A 26533-nucleotide genomic window follows, 5' to 3' on the forward strand; every position below is an offset into this window, starting at 1 on the left:
CGTTGTTCCCTGGGTCTGGGCCCCTGCGCTGCGTTGCCGACATTCGGCGGACCAAGAGGCTAAGCCTCGATTGTTAACGGGATGTTGCGCTGCGACGACGTTGTCCACCGATGTACCAGCCCAGCCCCAGCTGCACCGGCAGCGAGGCCAGCAGGCCACTGACGAACCAGGACGGGAAATCGCCGCCCAGCACCCAGACACCGTAGCCACTGCCCAGTGCGATCAACGTCCAGATGCCGGCCCCGTGCGAACGCGGCCAGCACGGCGCATACCACGTGGCGAAGGCAACGGCGGCGATGCCTCCGAGCACGGTGAAGGCCAGGTCCCAGCCCAGCTGCGCCGGATTGCCCAGCGCCAGCCCCAGCAGCGTGGGCAGCCAGCTGGCCATGTTGGTCACCAGGGTGAGTGCGACCAGCGCGCCGACCAGGGCGAGCAGGGACAGCAGCAGGGTCTTGAGCAGGTCGGGCATGGCCCATTGTACGGCGCCCCGCCGCGCTAGACCTTGCCAGCGGCCTGCAGTGCGGCGGACTCGGCATCGGTGAACAGCCGCGAGCGCACCAGGAAGCGCACGCCTTCGCCGTTGTCCAGCGAGAACATGCCGCCCCGGCCGGGAACCACATCGATGATCAGCTGGGTATGCTTCCAGTAGGCGAACTGCGAAGGGCTGATATAGAACGGTGCGCCCCCGATCTCGCCCAGGCGGACATCGCGGTCGCCGAGCAGGAAATCCCCCTGCGCGAAACACATCGGTGAAGAGCCGTCGCAGCAGCCGCCGGACTGGTGGAACAGCAGCGGGCCATGGCGCGCCCGCAGCCTGTCGATCAGCTGCAGTGCGGCCAGGGTGGCGGTGACCTGGGGCGGAAGTTCGGTCATGGCAGGCTCCCTCCTCGCACAGCGTGGACCCCTGACGGGGTGGACAGCAGCGGCATGGCCGCTGCCGCCCGTGGGAGAGGAAACGGGCAGCAGCGGCCATGCACGGCGGATCAGGCCGCGAAGTCGAGTACCACGCGGCCTTCGATGGTGCCCGCATGCATGCGCGCGAACACGTCGTTGATGTTTTCCAGGCGGTCGGTGCTGACCGTGGCGGCCACCTTGCCGTCGGCGGCGAACTGCAGCGATTCCTGCAGGTCCAGGCGGGTGCCGACGATCGAGCCCCGCACGGTCACGCCGTTGAGCACCATGCCGAAGATGTCCAGCGGGAAGTTGCCCGGCGGCAGGCCATTGAGCGCGATGGTGCCACCGCGGCGGACCATGCCCATCGCCTGCTCGAAGGCCTTGGGCGAAACGGCCGTGACCAGCGCGCCGTGCGCGCCGCCGATCTCCTTCTTCAGGTAGGCGGCCGGGTCGGTGGTGCGCGCATTGACGGTGACCGTCGCGCCCAGCCGCGTGGCAAGGCCGAGCTTGGCGTCATCCACATCCACCGCCGCCACGTTCAGGCCCATCGCACGCGCGTACTGCACCGCCATGTGGCCCAGACCGCCGACCCCGGAGACCACCACCCAGTCACCGGGGCGGGTATCGGTCATCTTCAGACCCTTGTACACCGTCACGCCGGCGCACAGCACCGGCGCGATCTCGACGAAGCCGACGGCGTCCGGCAGCAGGCCGACGTAGTTCGCATCGGCAATGGCATATTCGGCGAAGCCACCATTGACCGAATAGCCGGTGTTGCGCTGCGTTTCGCACAGCGTTTCCCAACCGCCCAGGCAGTGCTCGCAGTGGCTGCACGCCGAGTACAGCCAGGGAATGCCGACGCGGTCGCCTTCCTTCACATGGGTGACCCCGCCGCCCACGGCCACGATGTGCCCCACACCTTCGTGGCCGGGGATGAACGGCGGGTTCGGTTTCACCGGCCAGTCGCCCTCGGCGGCGTGCAGGTCGGTATGGCAGACACCGCAGGCTTCGATCTTCACCAGTACCTCGCCCGCCCCCGGGCGCGGTACGGCCATTTCCTCGATCACCAGCGGCTTGCCGAACTCACGTACAACGGCGGCCTTCATGGTCTTGTTCATGCATGGTTCTCCGTAGTGCGCTTGGAGGCAGGATGGCGCCGGTGCGCGGGCGGCGCCTTGATCACGATCAAACCCTCAGAAGAAGCCCAGCTTCTTCGGTGAATAGCTGACCAGCAGGTTCTTGGTCTGCTGGTAGTGGTCGAGCATCATCTTGTGGTTCTCGCGGCCGATGCCCGACTGCTTGTAGCCGCCGAACGCAGCGTGTGCCGGATAGGCGTGGTAGCAGTTGGTCCACACGCGGCCGGCCTGGATGGCGCGTCCCATGCGGTACAGGCGCGAGGCATCGCGGCTCCACACGCCGGCGCCCAGGCCATACAGCGTGTCGTTGGCGATCTGCAGCGCTTCCTCTTCGGTCCTGAAGGTGGTGACCGACACCACCGGTCCGAAGATTTCCTCCTGGAAGATGCGCATGCGGTTGTGGCCCTTGAACACGGTGGGCTGCACGTAGAAACCACCGGCCAGGTCGCCATCGAGCACTTCGCGCGCGCCACCGATCAGCACCTCGGCGCCTTCCTGGCGGCCGATGTCGATATAGGACAGGATCTTTTCCAGCTGCTCGGAGGAGGCCTGCGCGCCGACCATGGTGTTGGGGTCCAGCGGGTTGCCCTGCTTGATCGCCGCCACCCGTTCCAGCACCCGTTCCATGAAGCGTTCGTAGATCGATTCCTGCACCAGCGCGCGCGACGGGCAGGTACACACCTCGCCCTGGTTGAAGGCGAACAGCACGAAGCCTTCCACCGCCTTGTCGAGGAAGTCATCGTCCTCGGCCATGACATCGGCGAAGAAGATGTTGGGCGATTTGCCACCCAGTTCCAGCGTTACCGGAATCAGGTTCTGGCTGGCGTACTGCATGATCAGCCGGCCGGTGGTGGTTTCGCCGGTAAAGGCGATCTTGGCGATGCGCGGGTTGCTGGCCAGCGGCTTGCCGGCCTCCAGCCCGAAGCCATTGACCACGTTCAGCACGCCCTTGGGCAGCAGGTCGCCGATGATTTCCATCAGTACCAGGATCGAGGCCGGCGTCTGCTCGGCCGGCTTGAGCACCACGCAGTTGCCGGCCGCCAGCGCCGGCGCCAGCTTCCATGCCGCCATCAGCAGCGGGAAGTTCCACGGGATGATCTGGCCGACCACGCCCAGTGGCTCGTGGAAATGGTAGGCCACCGTATCGTGGTCGATCTCCGACAGGCTGCCCTCCTGCGCGCGCACGGCGCCGGCGAAATAGCGGAAGTGGTCGGCCATCAGCGGAATGTCGGCGTTGAGCGTTTCGCGGATCGGCTTGCCGTTGTCCCAGGTTTCGGCGTGCGCGATCAGCGCCAGGTTCTGCTCGATGCGGTCGGCGATGCGGTTGAGCACGTTGGCGCGTTCGGTGGTGGAGGTGCGGCCCCAGGCCTCCTTGGCCGCATGGGCAGCGTCCAGGGCCGCTTCGACATCCTCGGCATTGGAACGGGCGACTTCGGTGAAGACCTGCCCGGTGATCGGCGTGCTGTTCGGGAAGTACTGGCCACTGCGCGGTGCCACCCACTCACCGCCGATGTAGTTGCCATAGCGTGGCTTGAAGATCGAGCGGGGATCGGTACTGAACGGCCGGGCGGCGGTGACGGCATTCATCGTGGGCTCCTGGAATGGCACGGGATGGGGTCCGGTCCAGGCGCAAGGACGATGCCAGCTTTGCCGTGCTGCGTTGCGTCAGCGGCGAAAGCCGCGCCGGGACGTGATCGCGGTCGAGGAATTACCGCGCTGCAGCAGCCTGCCCGTTGCAAGTGCAGGGTGGCTGTGCTGTTAATCGGGACAGGTCCTGCAACGACTGTCGCAGATTGCGACACTGGAGGCTGACGGTGTCCCCGCTCGTCCCTGATGCCCGCCTGGGCAGTGCACGCCGCAGCTTCTTCGAGCGTGGCACCACGCCGGTCGGCGCGGTGCCCAGCACCATCCTGCAGTCCTGGCAGCGTTGCCGGCGCCATGGCCTGGCCGTGGACGGACAGCCCGCCCTGGAACCCCTGCCCGACGGCCGGCTGCGCGAACTGCGGCAGCGGCGTGAGCGCCTGTGGCGCTTCGCCCGTCCCGAACTCGATGGCCTGGGCGCGGAACTGGCGGCCAGCGGCAACATCGTGCTGCTGACCGATGAGGATGGCTGGATCCTCGATGCCGAAGGCAGTACGGGGTTTCTGGACAAGGCCGGCCGCGTGGCCCTGCTGCCCGGCGCGCGCTGGGACGAAGGCAGTGTCGGCACCAACGCCATCGGCACCGCACTGGTGGAAGGGTGTGCCGTGCAGGTACGCGGCGGCGAACACTATTTCGCGCCGCACGGCATCCTGACCTGCTCGGCCACGCCGGTGTTCGACCCCTGGGGGCAGTGCGTGGGCGTGCTGGATATTTCCGGCGACGCCCGGCAACCGCACCTGCATGCACTGGCCCTGGCACGGCAGGCGGCGGTGCAGATCGAGCACCGCTACTTCGAACGTGGCCTGGCCGACTGCGAACTGCTGCGCCTGCACCATCAGCCGGCATTGCTGGGCAGCGCGCGCGAAGGCGTCCTGGGTTTCCGCGGCGGCCGGCTGGTGGCCGCCAACCGCGCGGGCCTGGCCCTGTTCGGGCTGGAACGCCACGACCTGGGCCGCACGCCCTACGAGGCGCTGTTCGAGCAGCCGCTCGCGCGCCTGGCCGATGGCGGCCTGCTGCTGGACCGGCAGGGCCGTACCCTGCACGGCATCCGCCAGGGCCGGGGTACATCGGTGGCGGTGGGCGCGCCGATGCCGCGCGCACCGGCAGCGCCGACGGCCACCACCGCACCACGCACAGGCCCGTTGTTCGATGCCACCGCCCGCCAGCAGCTGGAACGCGCCGGGCGGGTGCTGCAGGCCGGCTTGCCGGTGCTGCTGCAGGGGGAAACCGGCACCGGCAAGGAAGTGTTTGCCCGTGAACTGCATGCACGCAGCACACGGGCGGGCCGGCCGTTCGTGGCGGTCAACTGCGCGGCGCTGCCGGAAGGGCTGATCGAATCGGAACTGTTCGGCTACGAGGAAGGCGCCTTCACCGGTGCGCGGCGCCAGGGCAGCCCGGGCCTGCTGCGGCAGGCCGACGGTGGCGTGCTGTTCCTGGATGAGATCGGCGACATGCCGCTGGCGTTGCAGCCGCGCCTGCTGCGCGTGCTGCAGGAGCGCGAGCTGTCACCGCTGGGCGGTGGCCGCCCGGTGAAACTGGATTTCGCGCTGGTCTGTGCCAGCCACTGCGACCTGCCCCAGGCGGTGGCGGCTGGGCGCTTCCGTGCGGACCTGTACTACCGCATCGCCGACCATGTGGTGGACCTGCCGCCGCTGCGCCTGCACCCGGACCGTGCGGCCCTGGTCGATGCGCTGTGGCAGCAGGTGGGCCAGGGCCATGTGCTGCCCGCCGACACCCGTGCCGTACTGGCGGCCTGCCTGTGGCCGGGCAACCTGCGCCAGCTCAGCGCCTGCCTGCGCACGCTGGTGGCGCTGGCCGAGCCGGGGCAGCGGCTGGGGCCGGCGCTGCTGCCGCTGCAGGTACGCCAGTCCCCGGCCCTGCCGGCGCAGGCGGTGGCCAGCGGGGTGCTGGACGACATCACCGAGGCGGCGATGCGCCAGGCCCTGGCCGCCAGCGATGGCAACGTCACCGCCGCCGCACGGCGGCTGGGCATCAGCCGCAGCACGCTGTACCGGCGGCTGGGCAAGCCCTAGCCGCCGGGGTTGTCAGGCGCGCGGGGCTCAGCCCTTGGCCGACACCAGGTCGAAGTTGTTGGCCTGGTACTGGAACAGCAGGCAGTCGGTGCCGGCCTTGCAGCCGCTCTCATGCACCTTGCCGGCCGGCAGGTTGTAGAACGAACCGGCCGGATACAGCACCTCGCGGCCGTCGATGCGGGCATAGAACGTGCCGGCCAGGACCACGGTCGGCAGGGTCTGGCTGTGGGTGTGCAGGCCGTTGTCGGTACCGGCCTTGAAGCGCACGAAGGCCGAATAGAAGCCCTTGCCGTCGCTGAGGATGTCGCCCTGGGTGTTGGCGTAGCGGACCGCGCCCCCGGTGCCGGGCACGTCCCGCCACTGCAGTTGTGCAGCCGGCAGCGACACGGCGGCATCGTCCAGCGCCAGGGGTGCGGCCGGCGTGGCGGCGCAGGCAGTGCCGGCCAGGGCCAGCAGGGAAGCGACCAGCAGCGGGCGGAACGGAACAGTCGTCATCGTGGCGGTACCTTGCGTGGGAAAGGTGGCCAGACTAGGGGCCACCCGCACGCTCGATAAGCCGTGGACGCGCACATCAGCTGTGCGTCATGCGCACCGATCATCTGGAAACCAGGCGCTGTGCCGCGCGCAGGCGGCACAGCCGGGTGCCGCCTCAGCCGGCCAGGGCGGCCGATTCGCGCGCCAGGCGTTCCACCGCCTCCCAGTCGCGGGTCTGCATCAGGGCCGCGGTGGTCAGCCACGAGCCCCCCACGCACAGCACGTTGGGCAGGTGCAGGAACTGGCTGGCGGTCTGCGCGCTGATGCCACCGGTCGGGCAGAAGCGCACGTCCGGGAACGGCCCATGCCATGCCGACAGCAGCGGCGCGCCGCCGGCCTGCACCGCCGGGAAGAACTTGAAGGTATCCAGGCCGTGTTCCAGGCCCAGGATCAGCTCCGAGCCGGTGGCCACGCCCGGCAGGTACGGCAGGTCGGCATCGCGCGCGGCCGCATACAGCGTCGGCGTGGCCCCGGGCGAGACCGCGAAGCGGCCACCGGCCTGCTTCACTGCCTGCATCTGCGCGGCGGTGACCACGGTGCCGGCACCGATGACGGCATCGGGCACGGCCTCGACCATGGCCTGGATCGCCTCCAGCGCCCGCGGCGTGCGCAGCGTCACTTCGATCACCGGCAGGCCGCCGCGGAACAGGGCCTGTGCCACCTGCACCGCATCGTCCACGTCATCGGGGGTGAACACCGGAATCACCGGGGCCAGTTTCAGGACTGCGCGTACGCGCGGATCAGCGCCGGACATCGAATCGCTCCTCGCCCACCAGGGCCAGCACGTCAGCTTCGCTGACAGGATTGAAATCGCCGGGGAGGGAGTGCTTCAGTCCACCGGCGGCCAGGCCGAAGCGCACGGTGGCCTCGGCATCGAAGCCGGACAGGATGCCATGCAGGATGCCTGCCGCGAAGGCATCGCCGCCGCCGATGCGGTCGACGATGCCCGCCAGCGTGCGGGCCGGCGCCTGCGCACGGGTGCCATCGCGGCCCAGCAGCAGGGCGCCCAGCACATGGTGGTCCACGCCCAGCACCTGGCGCTGGGTGCAGGCCATCCACTGCAGCTGCGGGAAGGCGGCGAAGGCGGCATCGGCGGCAGCGTCCACCCGCGCGACCACGTCCTCCTGCGCGAAACGCTGCCCCAGCACCACTTCGATGTCGCGGTAATCGGCGAACACGATGTCGGCCTGGGCGAACAGTGCCTGCAGGATCGTCGCCGCATCACCGCCCCAGCGCTGCCACAGGCTGGGGCGGAAGTTGCCGTCGAAGGACACGCGCACGCCCTGCGCGCGCGCGGCCCGTGCCGCCTCGACGGTGGCCTGCGCGACCTGCGGCCCCAGTGCCGGGCTGACCCCGGACAGGTGCAGCCACTGCACGCCCTGCAGCAGCGTGGGCCAGTCGTAATCGGCGGCGGTGCTGCTGGCGAAGGCCGAACCCGCACGGTCGTAGACCACCTCGCTGGCGCGCTGCACGGCCCCGGTGGTCAGGAAATACAGGCCCATGCGGCCGTCCGGATCGCGCCGGATGTGGCGCGTGCCCACGCCGTGCCGGCGCAGTTCGGCCACGGCATGGGCACCGAGCGGATTGCCGGCGACGGTGCTGACCATCGCCACGTCATGGCCGAAATGGGCCAGCGACACGGCGACATTGGCTTCGGCACCGCCGACATGCACGTTCAGCCGCGGGGACTGCAGCAGCAGCTCGCGGCCAGGCGCGCCCAGGCGCAGCAGCAGTTCACCGAAGCAGAGGATGCGGGGAGAGTTCATGGAAGAAGGCTCATCGGAGGGGGTCATGGGGCATCGGCCGGCGCGGCCAGGCAGGTGGCGACCGGCTGCCCGGCCAGGCGCTGCGCCAACTGCAGCTCATACAGCGACGGGCTGCGCCACAGGCGCTCGCCCACCTGCCGCACGGCTGCTGCCGGGCGGTAGTCGACGGTGAACGGGTGGTTGCCGGACAGGCCGACCAGGCGCGCGTCCGGGCCTTCGTCCTCGCCGGCCAGGCGCACGCTTTCACCCGGCGCGGCGCCACCTTCCACCAGCACGCGCAGGTTCCAGGTGGTGTTGTAGCGGCCATGGCCGGGTTCCCAGTAGCCGGCACCGCTGCCGTTCCATACCGGATACCACGCCTTGCCCTGCGCATCACGCTGCGCCTGCACGTGGAAGGTGACCTGGTCGAACAGGTTCTGGTGGTTGGCGCCGGCATGCTGGTCGATCACCGGTGCCTGCCATGCCTGTGCACGCAGGAACACGTTGCCGCTGGCCTGGGTGTTGACGCTGAGCGTGTGGATGACGCGGTTGTGGACTTCCAGGTCGCGCACCAGCGTGGCCTGCACGTTGCCCAGGTGCACGGCGTAGTGCGCCGGCCGCGCGCCTTCCACGCGGATGTCGGCCAACGTCAGCTGCGCGCTGTCGTAGGTCAGCACGCCGGCGTCGGCATCGCGCGTGCGCACGTTGCGCACCCAGCCGTCGTACACGCCGGTGAAGTAGATGCCGTTGTAGCCCTCTTCCTGGTGGTGGCCGAAGCTGCCACCGGGGGCGAACACCAGTGCCAGATCCTCGATGCCCACCTCGCGCAGTGGCTGCCAGCGTGCCAGGTCGGCCTGCAGCGGGCCGCCGGCATCGTGCATCAGCGGGGCGGCCAGGGTGATGGCATCACCGTCGATCGCGGCGATCGTACTGGCCTGTACCACCAAGGGGCGGTCCGGCGTGGTCCAGTGGTGCGAGCCCACCTTCAGCGTCCTGTATTGCGGCCCGTACAGTTCCTGCACCAGTGCGCCATCGGGCCCCTGGCGGTTGAACCAGCGCACGCGCACCACGTCACCCACGCGCAGGGCGGCGGCGTTGCCCACGCGCAGCTGCGTGCTGCCGCGCGTGCCCTGCAGCACCTCGGCCAGGCGGTCACGGCGCGAGGGCGTGTCATGCGATGCCAGGTAGGCGGCCGGGCGGTTGCCCTGCGGCCCCACCCACAGGAAGCCACCGCTCCACGACCACGGCGAGAACAGCACGTCCACGTTCTGCGCCGGTTCGACCTGGTGCTTGTGGTTGTCGCGCAGGTACTGGCGCAGTTCGTCCAGCGCGTTGCTGCGGTCGACCATGCGCAGCGGGCGCGGCATGTACAGCTCGCTGCCGCCGCCGCCACTGCCGTGCCCGCGCAGTACGATGTTGCTGCGGGTGATGCGCAGCACTTCGCTGAGCACCACCCGCCCCGGCGGCAGCTGCACCACCACCGGACCGTCCACGGCATCGGCCGCCTTCAGTGCGCGCAGCAGGGCGTGAGAATCATCGCGGTCATCATCGGCGACCACGCCGAAGTCGCGCACGTCGATCACCGTGCCGCGGGCAGTGGGCAGTTCCGGCCGCCCGTGGCGGTAGCCGGCAAAAGAGAAATCCGGCACCGTCACCGCGCAGTGCGCCGTGGCCACGGACACCGGGGGCGGGACATCCACGGCCGCCGACACGGTCAACGGGGACAGCGCCAGCAGCAGGGGCCAGGCCGGGACAATGCGGGGGACGCCGCGGTGGAAACGGGAGGAACGATGGGGCATGACAGGCTCCGCAGGAGACAGGACATGGGAGGGGGACAGGCGATGACACCGATGGTCATTTCACCGTAGCAGCAGCCGGGGAAGGGCGGCAAGAGTGAAAAGAACCGGGGTTTTCAGCATGTTGCGTTGCAAGATGCGGAGGATGTGAAGGATTGCTAGTTTCTTTTTGGCCAGCGGTGTCATTGCGGCTGGCGGCGGCCCCCGGAGCGGGTGCACGCCATCGGAATATCCCAATCAACGGCAAATTCTGATCCAGGGGATCCCTTTGTGACCGCAACCTCGCGCAACTCCCGGAAGACACCGGTTACCTTGCTGTCCGGCGCCATCCTGCTCGCCCTGCATGCCGCCCCGGCGCTGGCCCAGCAGCCGCCCGCCGATCCGGCCAATACGCTCGACACCGTGAACGTCACCGGCGTTCGTGAAACCCAGCGCGATTCGGCCACGGTCAAGCGCGATGCCTCGGTGATCGTCGATGCGGTGGTCAACGATGAGATCGGTGCGCTGCCCGACAATTCGGTGGCCGAGACCCTGGAGCGCGTGGCCGGCGTCACCGCCGACCGCTTCAAGGGATCGGCCTCGGAAATCTCGGTGCGTGGCCTGGGGCCCTACCTGGGCTTCTCCACCGTCAATGGCCGCGAGGTATCCAGCGGCGGCGGCGACCGTGCCGTGTCCTTCCAGCAGTTCCCCTCGGAACTGACCAATGGCGTGCTGGTGTACAAGAGCCAGCAGGCCGATTTCATCGAAGGGGGCGTGTCCGGCGTCATCGAGCTGCGCACCGCGCGCCCGCTGGATTACAAGAAGCGCCGCATCCAGATGGAAGGCCGTGCCCATTACATGCCCGCCGCCGAACGTGCCGGCGATGACCTCGGCTCGCGCCTGTCCGGCTCGTACATCGACCAGTTCGATACGTCCGTGGGCCGCATCGGCGTCGCGCTCGGCGTGGCCACCACCGACAGCACCGCGCCGGAGGATTTCTACACCGCCTCCTCCAGCTTCCGCCCGTGCAACTCGATCAACCCCAACCCGCGGCTGCTCACCGGCAGCGCGGCGGGCAACTGCACCTACGCGGCCAACCGCGGCACCCCGGTGTACTTCGTGCCCAACCAGGTCAATTTCCGCCAGCTGCGCACCGAGGACACCCGCCGCGCGGTGGTGGGCGACGTGCAGTGGCAACCCAACGACCGCTGGGACGTGAACCTGGACGTGCAGCTGTCCAAGCGCAAGTCCTTCGAGGACCGCCATGACCTGGTCATCGCCGAAGGCCGCCGTGGCATCACCCCGATCGATCAGGCTGCCAATGGGGCGCTGCTGCGCTACTCGGGCAACAGCTACCTGGAAAGCCAGAGCCTGCAGCGCAACCGCAACGAGACCTATGCCGGCGGTGGCCTGTCGGCCGCCTTCAAGGCCAGCGAGGCGATCACCGTGAAGGGCGACCTGTCCTATTCGCGGACCCATCGCGAACAGGACGACATGGCCGCCCGCCTGCGCAGCAACACGCTGTTCGGGCCCGGTGGGCGCGTCGCCTACACCTTCGACCAGGGCACCGACATCCCGCGTGTGGACTTCGCCACGCCGGTCAACCTCGACAACCATGCCGCCTTCACCGGCAATGCCTATGCGCGGCGGGCCTTCGAGGACCGCGTGGACGAGATCAAGGCCGCGCGCCTGGACCTGGACTACGACCGCTACGGTACCTGGCACCAGTTCCGCGTCGGTGTGCGTGCCTCCGACCACAGCCGTACCACCGATGTGGAAAACAACAACGACATCGAAGCCATCAGCACCGCTGCGATGCTGGCCGGCAACGCCAACTGCCGCATCGGCAACGTAGTGGACAACTGGGGCAAGGGCAGCGGCACCAACATCCGCAGCTGGGCACAGTTCGATACGCGCTGCCTGTACCGCAACTTCACCGGCAGCGACGACCTGGGCCCGGCGGCCGACCCGCGCAGTGCCGGCGACCTGGACATCACCGAACGCATCTATGCGGCCTATGCGATGGGCAGCTTCAGCACCAGCTGGGGCGATGTGCCGGTCACCGGCAACCTGGGCGTGCGCCTGGTCGATACCCACATCGATTCGGCCGGCTACCGCGGCGACTACCGGCTGGTGACCACCACCGATCCGGTCACCGGCACGTCCTCCTACCGCCTGGACCCGGTGGCCGGCAGCTTCGACCGCGTGCGCATGAAGCACCGCCACCGCAACGTGCTGCCCAGCTTCAACATCAGCGCCGAACTGCAGCCGGGCCTGTACGTGAAGGGCGCGCTGTACAAGGCACTGGCCCGCTCCAACATCGAGGACATGGGCGCCGGCCGCAGCCTGATCACCGACGGTGCCGCCGCCACGCCGGAAGACGCGCTGGCCGGGGCGACCGGTGGCAACCCGCGGCTGGAGCCGATGGAAGCGTGGAATGCGGACCTGTCGTTCGAGTTCTACCAGAACGACTTCACCAGCTACTCGATGGCGCTGTACTACAAGATCCTGGAAGCCGGCGTGGTTGCCGCCGCCGACAACCGCGTGCTGGAACAGTTCGTGGTCGATGGCCGCACCTACACCGTACCGGTGGCACAGCAGGGCAACAGCAGCGGCACATCCAACCTGCGCGGTGTTGAAGTGGGCGTCAACCACGCCTTCACCTACCTGCCGGGTGCGTGGTCGGGGCTGGGCGTGCAGCTGAACTACAACCGCGCCCATTCCAACTTCCGCTACCCCGATCCCTCGGCGGTGGAACCGGCCTTCCCGCTGTCCCAGTTCACCGATCCGGCCGGGCTGTCGGGCTTCTCCCGCCATTCCGGGTCGGCCACGCTGTATTACGAGTATGGCGGCCTGTCGCTGCGCGCGGCCTACAAGTACCGTTCGGGCTACTTCAAGCCGTCCACGCTGACCGCCAACCGCTTCGTCGATGACGTGGGCTTCCTGGACCTGTCGGCGTCGTACAACATCAACCGCCACTGGCAGATCAAGGCGCAGGCATTGAACGTGACCGACCAGCACCAGCTGATGTTCCGCCCGGTGGAAGGCAGCATCGCCGAATCGAGCTTCTTCGGCCGCAGCTACTTCGTCGGCGTGAGGTTCCGCTACTGATGGCCGCCCGCATGCTCTGCACGGTACTGGGCCTGGCCCTGGCCACGCCGCTGGTGGCCGCGGCCGCCACGCCGGCCGTACCGGAAGCGGCACCGCAGTGCCGCGCCGAACAGGGGTTCGCCGGTGGCGCGGAAGGGCGGCGCACCTTCCTGTGGCGACCGGATGTGCTGCAGGACGTCGCGCGGCGGCTGCCGACCGACGCCACGCTGCAGCCGGCCTGGCGCGCGCTGCAGGCCGAGGCTGACGCCGCCCTGCAGCGCGGGCCCTACAGCGTGGTCGACAAGACCCGCCTGCCGGCCAGCGGCAACCGCCACGACTACATGAGCCTGGGCCCGTACTGGTGGCCCGACCCGAAGCGGCCGGGCGGCGTGCCCTATGTGCGTCGTGACGGCCACTTCAATCCCGAGCGTGATGGTGACGCCTTCGACGTGACCCGGCTGGAAGCAATGAGCCGTGATGTGCAGTCGCTGGCGCTGGCGTACTACTTCAGTGGCGAGCGCCGTTATGCGGACAAGGCCGCGCAGCTGCTGCGCACCTGGTTCCTGGCCCCGGCCACGCGGATGAACCCGAACCTCGACCATGGCCAGTCCATTCCGGGCAAGGTGGCCGGGCGCGCGGAAGGCGTGATCGATGCACACCGCCTGCCACGGGTGGTCGAATCGATCGGCCTGCTGGCACCGTCCGGTACGCTCGACGCGCAGGAACTGAAGGGGCTGGAGCAGTGGTTCGGCGACTTCGCGCACTGGATGGTGGACAGCCCGATCGGGCGCAAGGAACAGGCCGCGCGCAACAACCATGGCCTGTACTACGACATGCTGCTGACCCACTTCGCCCTGTTCGCGCGCGACACCGCACTGGCGCGGCGTACCGCGCAGGAGGCCGGGCCGCGCCGGCTGGCCAGCCAGATCGCCGCCGATGGCAGCCTGCCGCATGAGCTTACCCGCACCCGTTCGCTGCACTACAGCAGCTGGACGCTGGATGCAGCGTTCACCCTGGCCGACCTGGGCCAGTGCGTGGGCGTGGACCTGTGGCAGTACCGCGATGGTGATAGCGGCCGCCTGCACGCCGCGGCCCGCTTCCTGGCCGGCACGGCCGTGCCGCCGGCACGCTGGCCCTACCCCGAACTGGACCTGGACGATACCCAGGACCTGCTGGAGGTGATGCTGCGTGCCGAGCAGCGCTGGCCGGGCGAAGGCTTCGGCGCCGCCGCCCGGCAGCTGGCACCGCAGCACCCGGCCGACCTGCTGTGGCTGCGCAGCGCGGCGTTGCCGGCCACGCCATGAGGCCGGCATGCGGCCGGCGCCGCGCGGTCAGGCGGCGTCGGTTTCCATCACCTGCACGCGGCGCTGGTACCAGCCTTCGCCAAGCGGATCGAACACGGCGCTGCGTTCCAGCGCCGCCTGGTAGACATGCACGGTCACGGCTACGGTGTCATCGCGCGCGTTGCGCAGCGTGTGGTACTCGTGTGGCGGGATCAGGCTGCCGGCACTGCCGCGCAGGCCATGCAGCGTGGACTGCGGCTGGAACCGGAAGCGTTCGCCCTGGCGTTGCAGCAGCGCATACGGCGTCACCTGCAGCTCGCCCTGCCAGACCCCTTCCACGCACCACAGCGCATCGTGGTCATGCAGTGGTGTGCCCTGCCCCGGTCCCCAGCACATGGCCACCACGCTGTAGCCCAGCGTGGCACTGCGGTGCAGTTCACGACGCGCGTAATGGCCCTGCACCGGCCGGTACACGCAGGGCGGCAGCACGATGGCCGGGTCGTTGATGGCCGTGGCCAGCACCTCCTGCAGCGCATGCGTGACCGCGTGCGGATCGTGCAGGCAGACCGCCGCGTCGATCGCCGCGAGCAGCTGCGCGCGCCCGGGAAACGGCAGTGGTGTGAACATCCCTGACATGCCCCCGACTCTAGCCAAGGCCGGTTAAGAGAATGTTGCCCATGCGTCATGGACGCCATGAACCCCGGCCTGCAGCACGCCATGGTGACGACCCTCTTGCAAGATGACACCGGTTACCATACAAAGACAACGGCCCCCGCAAGGGGCCCTACCGCCCAACGGAGACTGCGCTTGAGCAACGAACACGGCACTGCAGCACAGGCCACAGCGCCATCGCCGGCACTGGCCATCGCCCGTGCCTTCACCGCAGCGCGGCACGCTGGCCGTGCCCTGCCGGATTTCCCGGGCGTGCTGCCGGCCGATCTGGAACAGGCCTACCTGGTGCAGGACCGGGCCATCGACCTGTGGCGCGGTGACATTGCCGGCTGGAAGGTCGGCTACATCGCCGAAGCGATGCGCGACGCGTCCGGTGACGAACGGCTGCTGGGCCCGATCTTCCGTTCGCATCTCTGGAATGATACCGGTGCCATCAACGATATTCCGGTGTTTTCCGGCGCCGGCGGGTTTGCTGCGGTGGAGGCGGAGTACGTGCTGGAGGTGTTGGAGGACGCACCGGCCGGACAGTTCCAGTGGACACCGGCACAGGCACAGGCCCTGCCGGCACGCCTGTACATTGGTGTTGAAGTGGCCAGCAGCCCGCTGGCGACCATCAACGTGCTGGGCCCGCGTGCGGTGATTTCCGATTTCGGCAACAACAACGGTCTGGTGCTCGGGGCCGAGATCCCGGACTGGACCGCGCGTGCGGAACAGGAACTGTGCGTGGACACGTTGATCGATGGCCAGCCGGTGGGCAGCGGGGGTGCCACCCGCCTGCCCGGCGGCCTGCGTGCAGCATTCGCCTTTGCCCTGGCGCGTTCGGCGCGACGTGGCCGGCCCCTGCGCCGCGGCGACCTGATCGCCACCGGCAACGCCACCGGCATCCACGACATCGCCATCGGCCAGGTCGCGCGGCTGCGCTTTGCCGGCGTGGCCGAAATCGCCTGCAGGGCGGTACCGGCCGGCTGACCGCCTAGATCCCTTGGTGAGCACGCGCGGGAGGGCGCAGATGATCACACGACGACACTTCCTGGCCGGCAGCGCCGCTGCCCTGGCCACCCCGATGCTGGCGGCCTGCGGCCGTGGCACGGGCCCTGCCATCGCCGGCGGACAGCTGCTGACCGCCACCGATGTGCATGTGGCCGACTACCCCACCGTCACCGCGGTGAAGTGGATCGGCGAAACCCTTGAACGCCAGACCGGCGGCCGGTTGCGCCTGCGCCAGTACCATTCCGGCCAGCTTGGCCGTGAATCGGAAGCGATCGACATGGCCCGCTTCGGCGCCATCGACATCACCCGCGTCTATGCCGGTGCACTCAACAATGCGTTTCCGCTGACCCAGGCGCTGTGCCTGCCGTATGTGTTCGAATCGGTGGCGCACCAGCGTGCCGCGCTTGATGCCGGCCTGGCCGATGCCGTGCTGGACAGCTTCGAGCAGCGCGACCTGGTCGGGCTGGCGATCTACGATTCAGGCGCACGCTGCTTCTACAACACCAAGCACCCCATCGTGCAGCCGCGCGACCTGCATGGGCTGAAGCTGCGGGTGGCCTCCTCGGACATCTTCATCCAGCTGATGCGTCTGCTGGGTGCCAATCCGACCCCGATGTCGCTGGGCGATACGTTCTCGGGCATGGAAACGCACATGATCGACGGTGCGGAAAACAACATGCGCAGTTTCCATTCCAGCCGCCATTTCGAGGCCGCGCACTACTGGTCGCAGAGCGACCATTCCTATGCACCGGACGTGCTGCTGATGTCACGGGCCAGCTTCGAACAGCTGCAGCCCAGCGACCGCCGCCTGCTGCTGGACACCGCCCGTGCGTCGGTACAGGTGATGCGTGAACGATGGGATGCCTCCGAAGAAGCTGCGCGCCGCGCCGTACTCGCCTACGGGGTGAAGGCCAACGCGGTGGACATGCCTGCCTTCCGCGCCGCGGCCCAGCCGCTGCTGCGGCAGTACCTGCAGCAGCCGGACCTGGCCGCGCTGGTCGCCCGCATCCGCGCCACCGCCTGAGGACCTCGCCATGACGCAGACAACAACGCCAGCAACCGCCGGTCCTGCCCAGCGCCTGCTCGATCGCATCGCCGCCCTGGCCATCCACATCGCGGTCGTCGCCCTGCTCGGCCTGGTGGTGGTACAGGGCTGGCAGGTGTTCGCCCGCTACGTGGTCAACGATTCCCCCAGCTGGACCGAGCCGGTCACCCTGCTGCTGCTGAGCACGGCGATGAGCCTGGGGGCAGCCTGCGGCGTGCATACCCGGCGCCATTTCGGCTTCTTCCTGCTGGCCGCCTACATGGGCCCGGCGCTGCGCCGCGCCGTGGACGTGCTGGGTCAGCTGGTGATCGCCGTGCTGGGCCTGGCCCTGGCGGTGTGGTCATGGCAGCTGCTGCACGACGGCCTGCACATCAAGACCGCCGGCGCCGCGCTGCCGCAGAGCATCAACTACCTGCCACTGGCGGTGGGCGGCGCGCTGATGGTGCTGTTCGCACTGAACCACGCGTGGTGCAGCTGGACGTGCGCCAGCGACCACGCCGATGCTGTCGAAGGAGACCGTTGAGCCATGGGCATCACCCTTCTGTTCACCGTATTCGCCGTGCTGCTGCTGCTGGGCGTACCGGTGGCCTATGCGCTGGCGGCGGCGGCGCTGGCCACCCTGTTCTACCTGGATATTCCCGGCATCGTGCTGGTGCAGCAGGTCTCGGCCGGCACCGGCTCGGCATCGCTGATCGCCATTCCACTGTTCATCTTCGCCGGCGAAATCATGATGCGCGGTGGCATCTCCGAACGGCTCATCGCACTGGCCTCGTCGCTGGTGGGCCGCCTGCGCGGTGGTCTGGGCCAGGTCTCGATCCTGTCCTCGCTGTTCTTCGGCGGCGTGTCCGGTTCGGCCATCGCCGATGTCTCGGCAGTGGGCGGCACGATGATCCCGCAGATGGTCAAGCGTGGCTACGACCGTGACTTCGCGGTCAACGTCAGCATCACCGCCGCACTGGTGGCGCTGCTGGTACCGCCCTCGCACAACCTGATCCTGTTCTCGGCCGCTGCCGGTGGTGGGCTGTCCATCGCCGACCTGTTCGCCGCGGGCATCGTGCCGGCGCTGCTGATGACCGTGGCGCTGATGGTCACCGGCTATGTGGTCGCGCGCCGTCGTGGCTACGGCGTGGAGGCCTTCCCGGGCCTGCGTGCGGTGTTGCTGCGGCTGGTGGCGGCCCTGCCCGGCCTGGGGCTGGTGGCGCTGATCTTCGTCGGCATCCGCGCCGGCATCTTCACCGCCGTGGAAAGCGCGGCCATCGCCGTGGTGTACGCCCTGCTGGTGACCAGCGTGCTGTACCGCCAGCTGGCCTGGCGGGTGTTCATGGAAACGGTGGTGCACGCGGCACGCAGTACCGGCGTGATCCTGTTCGTGATCGCCACCGCCGCGGTGTTCGGCTGGCTGCTGGCCTACCTGCAGGTACCCACCGCCGCGGTCGATTTCCTGCAGTCCTTCGCCCACAGCCAGTTCATGGTGCTGCTGATGATCGTGGTCATGCTGCTGCTGCTGGGCACCTTCATGGACCTGGCGCCGATGATCCTGATCTGCACGCCGATTTTCCTGCCGGTGGCGCGTGCCTATGGCATCGACCCGATCCACTTCGGCCTGGTGCTGGTGCTGACCGGCGGGCTGGGCCTGGTCACCCCGCCGGTGGGCTCGGTGCTGTTCATCGGCACGGCCATCGGCAAGATCAGCGTGGGCCAGAGCATGCGCACCATCTGGCCGTTCTGGTTCGCCGCGCTTGGGGTGCTGCTGGTGGTGACCTTCTTCCCGGCCCTGTCGCTGTGGCTGCCGGGGGTGCTGCGCGGCTGACCCGGGCGCCGGCAGGGCATGCGTTCAGATGCGCGCTTCGGGTTACCCTCACACTATGGTCGGCGCGACAGCGCCGGTCCCGGCAGGCCGCCGGTCCCGGTGGCCTGTGCGGCGCTCCCCCGCTTCCGCGCGCTAGACGGGCGCGCGGCTGGAATCCCCTACCTGGTTCAAAACATGTCAGTGCGCAACAAGAACACGGCCGCCCCGCCGGCGTTGGCCAAGGGCAAGGCCGCCACGATCAACGACATCGCGCGACTGTCGGGAGTCTCCAAGAAAACGGTTTCAAGAATCATCAACAACTCACCGCTGGTGCGCAAGGACACGCGTGACAAGGTGGAAGCGTTGATGCGCGAGGTGGGCTATGCGCCCGACCCGCTGGCGCGCGGCCTGGCGTTCCGCCGTTCCTTCCTGATCGGCATGGTCTACGACAACCCCACCGCGCAGTACATCGTGGACATGCAGTACGGCGCGCTGGATGCGCTGCGCGGCTCCAGCTACGAGCTGGTGGTCCACCCGTGCGACAGCCGCAGCCCGGGCTACATCGATGGCGTGCGCCGCTTCGTGCAGCAGCAGAAGCTGCACGGGGTGATCCTGGTGCCGCGCGCATCGGAAGACCAGGCGCTGGCGGACATGCTCGACGAGATCGGCTGCCGCTTCACCCGCGTGGCGGCCCTGCCGCTGGATGAGAGCTCGCAGATGGTGGTCACCCACGACCGCGACGGCGCAGCCGAGGCGGCCGACTACCTGCTTTCGCTCGGCCACCGCGACATCGCGCTGATCACCGGCCCCAGCGTCTACCGTTCGGCGCACGAGCGCACCGCCGGCTTCCTCGAGGCCCTGGCCAAGCGCGGCATCGAGCTGCCGAAGGAACGCATCATCGAAGCAGGCTATACCTTCGAATCCGGCGTGGCTGCTGCGGAAAAGCTGCTGCTGGGCAAGCAGCGGCCGACCGCCATCTTCACCGGCAACGATGAAATGGCTGCCGGTGTGTACAAGGTCGCGCTGCGCTCGGGCATCAGCATTCCGCGCCAGCTGTCGATCATCGGCTACGACGACAGCCCGCTGGCCTCGCGCCTGTGGCCGCCGCTGACCTCGGTGCGCCGCCACACCCGCGATACCGGCCGCACCGCCGCGGCGATGCTGATCCAGCCCGACGGCCAGGCACCGCTGCAGATCGCCAGCGTGCGCCCGCACCTGATCGTGCGCGATTCCTGCCAGCCGCCGGAGGATTGATCGCGAACGGGGCGATCCCCGGGCAGGCCGGATGCCTGCCTGCGGCTTCTTTTCCCTGATTTCACCCACTGCCGGTCCGCCGGCAGTGTCCTGCACCGCAAAATGACACCGGTTTACCAATGTGGCTAGAATGGAGCGCGCACCGTGCCAGGGCCGCATCCACGGCCCGCCCCCTGCTCTGGAGAAGCCATGTACTGCAAGACCCACTACGCCACCCATCCCGATGCCATCAAGGGCGCCAGCAACGACCAGCTGCGCGACCTGTACCTGCTTGATGGCCTGTTCAACGCCGGCACGGTGACGCTGAAGTACACCCACTACGAGCGCTTCGTGATCGGCGGCGCCGCACCGCTGGAGGCACCGCTGGCGCTGCCGGCGCAGACCGAGCCGGCCTCGGCCGCCGGCCATCCGTTCCTGGAGCGCCGCGAACTGGGCGTGATCAACGTCGGCGGTGGCACCGGTACCGTCACGGTCGATGGCACCGTCTATACCCTGGGGCCGAAGGATGGCCTGTACGTGGCCATGGGCAGTGCCGAGGTGGTGTTTGCCTCGCTCGATGCCACCAGCCCTGCCCTGTTCTACCTGGCCTCCACGCCGGCCCATGCACGCTTTGCGACCAAGCAGCTGTCGATCAAGGACGCGGTGGCGCTGGACCGTGGCGCGCTGGAAACCAGCAACGAGCGCACCATCTACCAGTACATCGTGCCGGCCACCTGCCCGTCCTCGCAGCTGCTGCTGGGCCTGACCGTGCTCAAGCCGGGCAGCGTCTGGAACACCATGCCGCCGCACCTGCATGACCGCCGCAGCGAGGTCTATTTCTACTTCGACCTGGGCGACAACGACCGCGTCTACCACTTCATGGGCGAACCGGACGCGCAGCGCCACATCGTCATCCAGAACAACGAAGCGGTGGTCTCGCCGCCGTGGTCGATCCACATGGGGGCCGGTACCAGCAACTACGCCTTCATCTGGGCGATGGGTGGCGAGAACCTGGATTACACCGACATGCACGTGCTGGACATCTGCCAGCTCAAGTGAGCCCTGCGCGGGCGCCGGCGCGCTGCGCCGCTGCCCGCGTGCACGCTTCCCCGCCCGCTTCTACCAAGGAACGCATACGCAATGGCTAATCCCTTCAGCCTGGAAGGCAAGGTCGCTCTGGTTACCGGTGCCAACACCGGCCTGGGCCAGGGCATCGCGGTGGCACTGGCCGCCGCCGGCGCCGACGTCGCCGTGGCCGGCATCGCCCCGCCCACCGAAACGATCGAGAAGATCACGGCGCTGGGCCGCCGCTGCCTGGCCATCGAAGCCAACCTGATCAGCATCGAACCGGTGGAGCGCGTGGTGCGCGAAACCATCGAAGGCCTGGGTGGCCTGGACATCCTGGTCAACAACGCCGGCCTGATCCGTCGCGCCGATGCGGTGGATTTCAGCGAACAGGACTGGGACGACGTGATGAACGTCAACATCAAGTCCGCGTTCTTCATCTCGCAGGCGGCCGGCCGCCATTTCATCGCGCAGGGCCGCGGCAAGATCATCAACATCGCCTCGATGCTGTCCTTCCAGGGCGGTATCCGCGTGCCGTCCTACACCGCCAGCAAGAGCGGCATCGCCGGCATCACCCGCCTGCTGGCCAACGAGTGGGCGGGCAAGGGCGTGAACATCAATGCGATCGCGCCGGGTTACATGGCCACCGACAACACCGCCGCGCTGCGTGCCGATGAAGACCGCAGCCGGGCGATCCTGGACCGCATTCCGGCTGCGCGCTGGGGCACGCCGGAAGACCTCGGGGGGGCGGCGGTGTTCCTGGCGTCCTCGGCGTCGGACTACGTCAACGGCGCCGTGCTGCCGGTCGATGGGGGCTGGCTGGCGCGGTAAACACGGCCAGCGGTGCGGGTCTGCCCGCACCGCTGGACGTTGCCTGCTTACACGTCCCCGCCGTCGGCCCAGCCTTCACCCGTGCCTTTCTGGAACACGCGGTCGTCGGCCTGCACCTCACCGGCCGGCAGGTGCGCCTGGTCGGCCAGGGCGGCGTAGATCGGGGTGAAGTCCGGCGAGGTCGCCTGCATCAGCTGCTCGAAGCTGTCGATGACGAAGTAGGTCTTCTGGAAGGTGTCGATGCGGTACTTCGTACGCATGATCCGCTGCAGGTCGAAGCCGATGCGGTTGGGGGCGGCCGATTCCAGCGAGTACAGCGATTCGCCCTTGGACGAGACGATGCCGGCGCCGTAGATGCGCAGGCCGTCGGCGGTGTTGATCAGGCCGAACTCCACCGTGTACCAGTACAGGCGGGTCAGGTTCTGCAGCGCATCCGGGCCGATGCCATGGGCCTTCACGCCGCCACGGCCGTAGGCCTGCATGTAGTCGGCGAAGACCGGGTTCATCAGCAGCGGCACGTGGCCGAACAGGTCATGGAACATGTCCGGCTCGGCGATGTAGTCGATCTGGTCCGGGCGGCGGATCCACCAGGTCACCGGGAAGCGGCGGTTGGCCAGGTGGTCGAAGAAATCCAGTTCCGGCAGCAGGCCTTCCACGCCGACCAGCGTCCAGCCGGTGGTGGCCTGCAGCGCTTCGTTGAGCTCATCGAAGCGCGGGATGCGTTCGGCGTTCATGCCCATCGCGTCCTGCGCATCCAGGAATTCCTGGCAGGCGCGGCCGACCAGCAGCGCGCGCTGGCGCTCGTAAAGGATCTTCCAGGTGGTGTGGTCGTCGGCGGTGTAGCTGTCCCACGGCTGCTCCACCACGGCGGTGGTATAGACCGGCACATACCCCTTGTCGGTCTGCTGGTGTTCGACGCGGCGGGGTTGGGCAAGGTCCATGGGAACGCTCCGTGGCGGGTGAGCAACCATGCTAGGGCAGGGGCCGCGCAACAGGGTTGCAAAGTTGCACGCAGGCCGCTTTCTGGCGCAATATCCTTGCGTCAAGACTCTGTTGCAGGGCAGCAATGGCCGGTGAAGTCCAGTTTGACCGCACGGATCTACGCCTGCTGGCGGAAATCCAGCGCCACGGGCGCGCCACCAACGCCGAACTGGCCGCGCGGGTGAACCTGTCCCCCTCGGCCTGCCTGCGCCGCCTGCAGCGGCTGGAAGGCGAGGGCGTCATTGCCGGTTATGGGGCGCAGCTGGAACCGCGCCACATCGGCCTGGGCCTGCAGGCCTTCGTGCGCGTGCAGCTGGAAAAGCACGACCAGGCCGCGATCGGCCGCTTCGCCGACAGCGTGCAGGGCTGGGACGAGGTGGTCGCCTGCCACGCGTTGACCGGCGACATGGATTACCTGCTGCATATCTACGTGCGCGACCTGGAACACTTCTCCAGCTTCCTGCTGGACAAGCTGCTGAACGCCGCTGGCGTGGCCGACGTGAATTCCAGCTTCGTGCTGCGCACGGTGAAGGCGTTCGGCGCGCTGCCGCTGTCGCAGCTGGGCTGAGCAGCGCGCACGGCGCAGGGCAGGGCGGCCGGGTTTGACGCCGCGCGCGCGCTGGCCGAGCATCGTGGCCCGCGGTGGCTTCCAGCAAGAGGCACTGCAGTGCCCCTTACTGGCTTCCGGCATGACCGATACCCCGCTTCCCGTCCCGTCTCCCGTGTTCCTGCCGTTGCGCGTGCGCAGCCTGGCCCGTTACCTGGCCGAGGGCAGCGTGCCCGAGGCACCGCTGGAACAGGCCGGGCTGCTGGCCGCACTGCTGTGCCGGGGCCAGCCGCAACCACCGGCTGCCGTGCAGCGCCTGCTGCACGATGGCTGCGCGTTGTTCGCCGCCGATGACGGCAGTGCAGCCGCTGCCCAGCTGGCGGCGCTGCGCGGGAAGGACACCGACAGCGTGGATGCGTGGCTGGGCGAACTGGCGATGCAGCCGCTGCTGCTGGCCCCGGACGAGGTGATGGCTTCGGCGCTGGCGGTCTCGCCCCGGGCTTACCCCGGGGCCGACTTCCAGGCCGCCTGCCAGGTCACGCTGGGCGAGCACGAGGTGCATTTCCCGGCCACCTCGCTGGCCGAAGGCGATGAGGACGCCGCAGAGGCCGCCACCGGTGACACCGCGCGTGCCACCGTGCACAGCGGGCGCTTCACCAGCGAACAGGCCCGGGTGCTGCGCGCGATCGCCGCCAACCCGGAGGAACTGATCGACCTGGAAGGCTACGCCGGGACCGGCAAGGGCCATCTGGTGCTGGCGCTGATGGACGCGCGGCCGGGCCGCTATACCTACGTGGCACCCTCGCGTGGGCAGGTGGAGGCGTTCCGTGCACGCCTGCCGGCCGATGCCGGCGCGCGCCTGCTGACCCAGATCGAATTCGCCAACGTCATCGCCCGCCATGCCGCCGGCAAGGGCCTGACTGCCGGTTTCGTGCCGACCTACCGGCAGAGCACGCTGAGCCTGCGCGAGATTGCCGCGCGGATCGGCGTGGCCGGCATCGGCGCGCGCCGGCCCGACCAGGTGCTGATGATCGCGCTGGAAGGCATCGGGCGCTGGTGCGCCTCCTCGGCGCCTGCGCTGCAGCCCTGGCATTTCCAGCGCTCGCTGCCGGCAGCGCTGATCGAGGCGGCCCCGTTCCTGGCGGCCGCCGAGCAGGTGTGGCGCTGCATGTTCGACCCGGCCGTGCAGAAGGGCGGCTGCCTGAGCCTGACCGTCGGCCATATCGGCAAGTGGCTGGGCCTGCGCGGTGTGCCGTTGCCGGTGTCGCTGGGCATGGTGCTGGTCGATGAAGCGCACGACCTCAGCCCGGCGTGGAAGCAGCTGCTGGCCACGCACGGGCCGGGCGTGGTGAGCCTGGGCGATCCGCACCAGCGGCTGGTGGGCCGCAGCATGCGCTGGTCGGCGGCCAAGGTACTGGAGATGCACCAGTCGGTGCGCCAGGGCAGCCAGGTGGACACGCTGGTGAACCAGTCGCTGGCGCTGGATGTCCTGGACGGGGACAGCACGCCGTTCATGGGCGCCAGCGACCGTGCCACCGGAGTGCGCCGCTACCGCGACTGGGCAGCGGTGCCGGCAGGGCACGCGCGCGTGTATGGCAGCCTGTGGCGCCTGCTGCAGGAAATGGCGCAGCTGGTCGCGCGCGGGGCCCGCGTGCACCTGCACCCGGCCTCGCGTCAGGCACTGCTGCGCGACGTGCATGGGCCGATCGATGCCTGGCGCAGCGCGCGCGACGGTGGCCCCGCGCAGCGCTGGGAGAGCTTCGCGCAGGCCTGCACGCAGCGTGGCCTGGCCGACGTGCCCGGGTTGTTTGCCAGTGGTTTCGATGCCGCCGCGCTGGAGCGCCTGCTGGCACAGCTGGTCGATGCGGCGCAGGCCACCGTCGTGCTGTGCCTGGCCCAGCACGCGAAGAACCTGCAGTTCACCACGGTCGCGATGGCACCGTGCTGCTTCGACAGCGGCCATGACCCGCGCGCGCTGCACAGCCCGGTGCGTGCGGCCTACCTGGCCATGACCCGTGCCAGCGCGCAGCTGTGGCTGCCGGGTGATGCGATGGAACAGCTGCAGCGCAGCGCGCAGCGCCATGGGCAGGCGCAGGACACGCGCCGCCAGCAGCGCCGGCAGGCCAGCGCCCCGGCCGCACCGCGGCGCTGAGTGCCGGGCCCGGCCCAGGCCCGGCCGGGTTCAGCTCAGCACTTGTCCTTGCGGCCCATCAGCTTGCCCAGGCGCGAGGCTTCCTCGCACTGGGGCGCGGCCGGCGGCGGCGGTGCCAGTGCTGCCGCGCGCGCCTTCTGGATCTGCGCGATCTTCGCGCGGATCTGCGGCATGGCGGCCATGGCGGCCTTTTCGCCTTCCAGGATCGCGGTGCCCCGCTGGCTGAAATCGGCAGCACCGATATCCAGCACCTTCGGCCGGATCACGATGTCGGCGCGGCCCAGTTCCTGCTCGCCCAGGCGCTGGCCCATGATGGCGATGGACTGGTTGACGATGCCGAGCATGCCCACCGGCGTCTTGCCGCTGGCCTTGCTGGAGATATCCACGGCGATGACGAACTCGGCACCGAGCTGGCGCGCGGCATCCACCGGCACCGGGCTGACCACGCCGCCATCGACGAAGCTGGACTTGCCGATCTTCACCGGCTCGAACACGCCGGGAATGCTGCTGGACGCGCGCACCGCCTGGCCGACGTTGCCGCGCACGAAGACGGCGCGTTCGCCGGTTTCCAGGTTGGTGGCCACCGCAGCGAAGGGCTTCTTCAGCTTCTCGGCCGAACGGTTGCCGACCTGTTCGTTGACGTAGTCCTGCAGCTTCTGGCCCTGCACCAGCCCGCCGGAGAACAGGCGCACGTCGCGGATGCTGGCCTCGTCCAGGGCCACGGCCTTGGACTGCATCTGGAAGGCGTCCATGCCGCTGGCGTACAGCGCGCCGACCACGCTGCCGGCGCTGGTACCGGAGACCACCACCGGTTCGAAGCCGTTGGCTTCCAGCATCTTGATCACGCCGATGTGGGCAAAGCCCTTGGCCGCACCGCCGCCCAGGGCGATGCCGATCTTCACCGGCTTGGCCTGCGGTGGCGGCACCACGGTCGGCGCGGGTGGCGGCGTCGGCCGCACGGCTTCGCCACCGCAACCGGCCAGCAGGCCGAGCAGGGCGACGGACAGCAACACACGGGGGCGGAACAGGCTCATCGGCACGGTGCGCTCGCGGCGCGGGCATCGGGAAAGGGCGCCAGCATACCGAAGCGCCAAGGG

23 protein-coding genes are annotated in these 26533 nt (G+C 69.0%); 12 read left to right on the top strand and 11 right to left on the bottom strand.

Annotated features, from left to right (window positions below; genetic code table 11):
- Positions 1–73: 73 nt before the first annotated feature.
- The 4 genes from Q9R17_RS08465 to adh all read right to left on the bottom strand — a co-directional run bounded on the left by Q9R17_RS08465 (position 74) and on the right by adh (position 3617).
- Positions 74–469, bottom strand: coding sequence for a hypothetical protein (locus tag Q9R17_RS08465; protein WP_308157971.1), 396 nt, complete (start codon positions 467–469; stop codon positions 74–76).
- Positions 470–495: 26 nt separating this feature from the next.
- Positions 496–873 (bottom strand): DUF779 domain-containing protein, encoded by a 378-nt coding sequence (locus Q9R17_RS08470; RefSeq protein WP_308157972.1) that lies wholly within the window; start codon positions 871–873, stop codon positions 496–498.
- 110 nt (positions 874–983) lie between these two features.
- Positions 984–2012: an alcohol dehydrogenase AdhP gene (adhP, locus tag Q9R17_RS08475; protein WP_308157973.1), complete on the bottom strand. Its 1029-nt coding sequence runs from the start codon at positions 2010–2012 to the stop codon at positions 984–986.
- A 75-nt stretch (positions 2013–2087) separates the two neighbouring features.
- Positions 2088–3617, bottom strand: coding sequence for an aldehyde dehydrogenase (gene adh, locus Q9R17_RS08480; protein ID WP_308157974.1), 1530 nt, complete (start codon positions 3615–3617; stop codon positions 2088–2090).
- Between the two features lie 227 nt (positions 3618–3844).
- Between adh and Q9R17_RS08485 the strand changes: the two genes are divergently transcribed.
- Complete coding sequence (locus tag Q9R17_RS08485) at positions 3845–5704, top strand: sigma-54-dependent Fis family transcriptional regulator (protein ID WP_308157975.1); 1860 nt, start codon at positions 3845–3847, stop codon at positions 5702–5704.
- A gap of 27 nt (positions 5705–5731) precedes the next feature.
- Here Q9R17_RS08485 and Q9R17_RS08490 read toward each other — a convergent pair whose 3' ends face one another.
- The 4 genes from Q9R17_RS08490 to Q9R17_RS08505 all read right to left on the bottom strand — a co-directional run bounded on the left by Q9R17_RS08490 (position 5732) and on the right by Q9R17_RS08505 (position 9782).
- Positions 5732–6199, bottom strand: coding sequence for a cupin domain-containing protein (locus tag Q9R17_RS08490; protein ID WP_308157976.1), 468 nt, complete (start codon positions 6197–6199; stop codon positions 5732–5734).
- 154 nt (positions 6200–6353) lie between these two features.
- Positions 6354–6992 (bottom strand): bifunctional 4-hydroxy-2-oxoglutarate aldolase/2-dehydro-3-deoxy-phosphogluconate aldolase, encoded by a 639-nt coding sequence (eda, locus tag Q9R17_RS08495; RefSeq protein ID WP_308157977.1) that lies wholly within the window; start codon positions 6990–6992, stop codon positions 6354–6356.
- Positions 6979–8004, bottom strand: a complete 1026-nt coding sequence (locus Q9R17_RS08500; RefSeq protein WP_308157978.1) for a sugar kinase — start codon at positions 8002–8004, stop codon at positions 6979–6981. Before Q9R17_RS08500 ends, eda begins: the two co-directional genes overlap by 14 nt.
- A 23-nt stretch (positions 8005–8027) precedes the next feature.
- On the bottom strand, positions 8028–9782 hold the full coding sequence (locus Q9R17_RS08505; RefSeq protein ID WP_308157979.1) for a glycosyl hydrolase family 28-related protein: 1755 nt from the start codon (positions 9780–9782) through the stop codon (positions 8028–8030).
- A 267-nt stretch (positions 9783–10049) separates the two neighbouring features.
- On the opposite strand from Q9R17_RS08505, the gene Q9R17_RS08510 reads away from it, so the two are divergent.
- Positions 10050–12869, top strand: coding sequence for a TonB-dependent receptor (locus Q9R17_RS08510; RefSeq protein ID WP_308157980.1), 2820 nt, complete (start codon positions 10050–10052; stop codon positions 12867–12869).
- On the top strand, positions 12869–14152 hold the full coding sequence (locus tag Q9R17_RS08515) for an alginate lyase family protein (protein ID WP_308157981.1): 1284 nt from the start codon (positions 12869–12871) through the stop codon (positions 14150–14152). Before Q9R17_RS08510 ends, Q9R17_RS08515 begins: the two co-directional genes overlap by 1 nt.
- Positions 14153–14179: 27 nt before the next feature.
- Here Q9R17_RS08515 and Q9R17_RS08520 read toward each other — a convergent pair whose 3' ends face one another.
- Positions 14180–14758 carry a cysteine dioxygenase family protein gene (locus tag Q9R17_RS08520; RefSeq protein ID WP_308158310.1) on the bottom strand — a complete coding sequence of 193 codons (579 nt, stop codon included), beginning with the start codon at positions 14756–14758 and terminating at the stop codon, positions 14180–14182.
- A gap of 180 nt (positions 14759–14938) precedes the next feature.
- On the opposite strand from Q9R17_RS08520, the gene Q9R17_RS08525 reads away from it, so the two are divergent.
- The 7 genes from Q9R17_RS08525 (at position 14939) to kduD (ending at position 21756) form a co-directional block, all read left to right on the top strand.
- Positions 14939–15772, top strand: a complete 834-nt coding sequence (locus Q9R17_RS08525; RefSeq protein ID WP_308157982.1) for a 2-keto-4-pentenoate hydratase — start codon at positions 14939–14941, stop codon at positions 15770–15772.
- A gap of 40 nt (positions 15773–15812) precedes the next feature.
- Positions 15813–16817: a TRAP transporter substrate-binding protein gene (locus Q9R17_RS08530; RefSeq protein ID WP_308157983.1), complete on the top strand. Its 1005-nt coding sequence runs from the start codon at positions 15813–15815 to the stop codon at positions 16815–16817.
- A 10-nt stretch (positions 16818–16827) separates the two neighbouring features.
- The gene (locus Q9R17_RS08535) at positions 16828–17361 is read left to right on the top strand and encodes a TRAP transporter small permease (RefSeq protein ID WP_308157984.1); all 534 of its coding nucleotides are present in this window, start codon (positions 16828–16830) and stop codon (positions 17359–17361) included.
- 3 nt (positions 17362–17364) lie between these two features.
- Positions 17365–18648 carry a TRAP transporter large permease gene (locus Q9R17_RS08540; protein ID WP_308157985.1) on the top strand — a complete coding sequence of 428 codons (1284 nt, stop codon included), beginning with the start codon at positions 17365–17367 and terminating at the stop codon, positions 18646–18648.
- Positions 18649–18822: 174 nt separating this feature from the next.
- On the top strand, positions 18823–19881 hold the full coding sequence (locus tag Q9R17_RS08545; RefSeq protein WP_308157986.1) for a LacI family DNA-binding transcriptional regulator: 1059 nt from the start codon (positions 18823–18825) through the stop codon (positions 19879–19881).
- Positions 19882–20070: 189 nt separating this feature from the next.
- Positions 20071–20919: a 5-dehydro-4-deoxy-D-glucuronate isomerase gene (kduI, locus tag Q9R17_RS08550; protein ID WP_308157987.1), complete on the top strand. Its 849-nt coding sequence runs from the start codon at positions 20071–20073 to the stop codon at positions 20917–20919.
- An 81-nt stretch (positions 20920–21000) separates the two neighbouring features.
- The gene (gene kduD, locus Q9R17_RS08555) at positions 21001–21756 is read left to right on the top strand and encodes a 2-dehydro-3-deoxy-D-gluconate 5-dehydrogenase KduD (protein WP_308157988.1); all 756 of its coding nucleotides are present in this window, start codon (positions 21001–21003) and stop codon (positions 21754–21756) included.
- Between the two features lie 47 nt (positions 21757–21803).
- Here kduD and phhA read toward each other — a convergent pair whose 3' ends face one another.
- A complete protein-coding gene (phhA, locus tag Q9R17_RS08560; RefSeq protein WP_308157989.1) occupies positions 21804–22697 on the bottom strand; it encodes a phenylalanine 4-monooxygenase in 894 nt (297 codons plus the stop codon).
- A 125-nt stretch (positions 22698–22822) separates the two neighbouring features.
- Here phhA and Q9R17_RS08565 point away from each other — a divergent pair, with 125 nt between their 5' ends.
- On the top strand, positions 22823–23305 hold the full coding sequence (locus Q9R17_RS08565) for an Lrp/AsnC family transcriptional regulator (protein ID WP_308157990.1): 483 nt from the start codon (positions 22823–22825) through the stop codon (positions 23303–23305).
- 121 nt (positions 23306–23426) lie between these two features.
- Positions 23427–25436: a hypothetical protein gene (locus tag Q9R17_RS08570; protein ID WP_308157991.1), complete on the top strand. Its 2010-nt coding sequence runs from the start codon at positions 23427–23429 to the stop codon at positions 25434–25436.
- Between the two features lie 35 nt (positions 25437–25471).
- On the opposite strand, the gene Q9R17_RS08575 is transcribed toward Q9R17_RS08570, so the two are convergent.
- Positions 25472–26470 carry a patatin-like phospholipase family protein gene (locus Q9R17_RS08575; protein ID WP_308157992.1) on the bottom strand — a complete coding sequence of 333 codons (999 nt, stop codon included), beginning with the start codon at positions 26468–26470 and terminating at the stop codon, positions 25472–25474.
- Between the last annotated feature and the right edge of the window lie 63 nt (positions 26471–26533).

The sequence above is a fragment of the Stenotrophomonas sp. 24(2023) genome, assembly GCF_030913365.1.
GTDB lineage: Bacteria > Pseudomonadota > Gammaproteobacteria > Xanthomonadales > Xanthomonadaceae > Stenotrophomonas.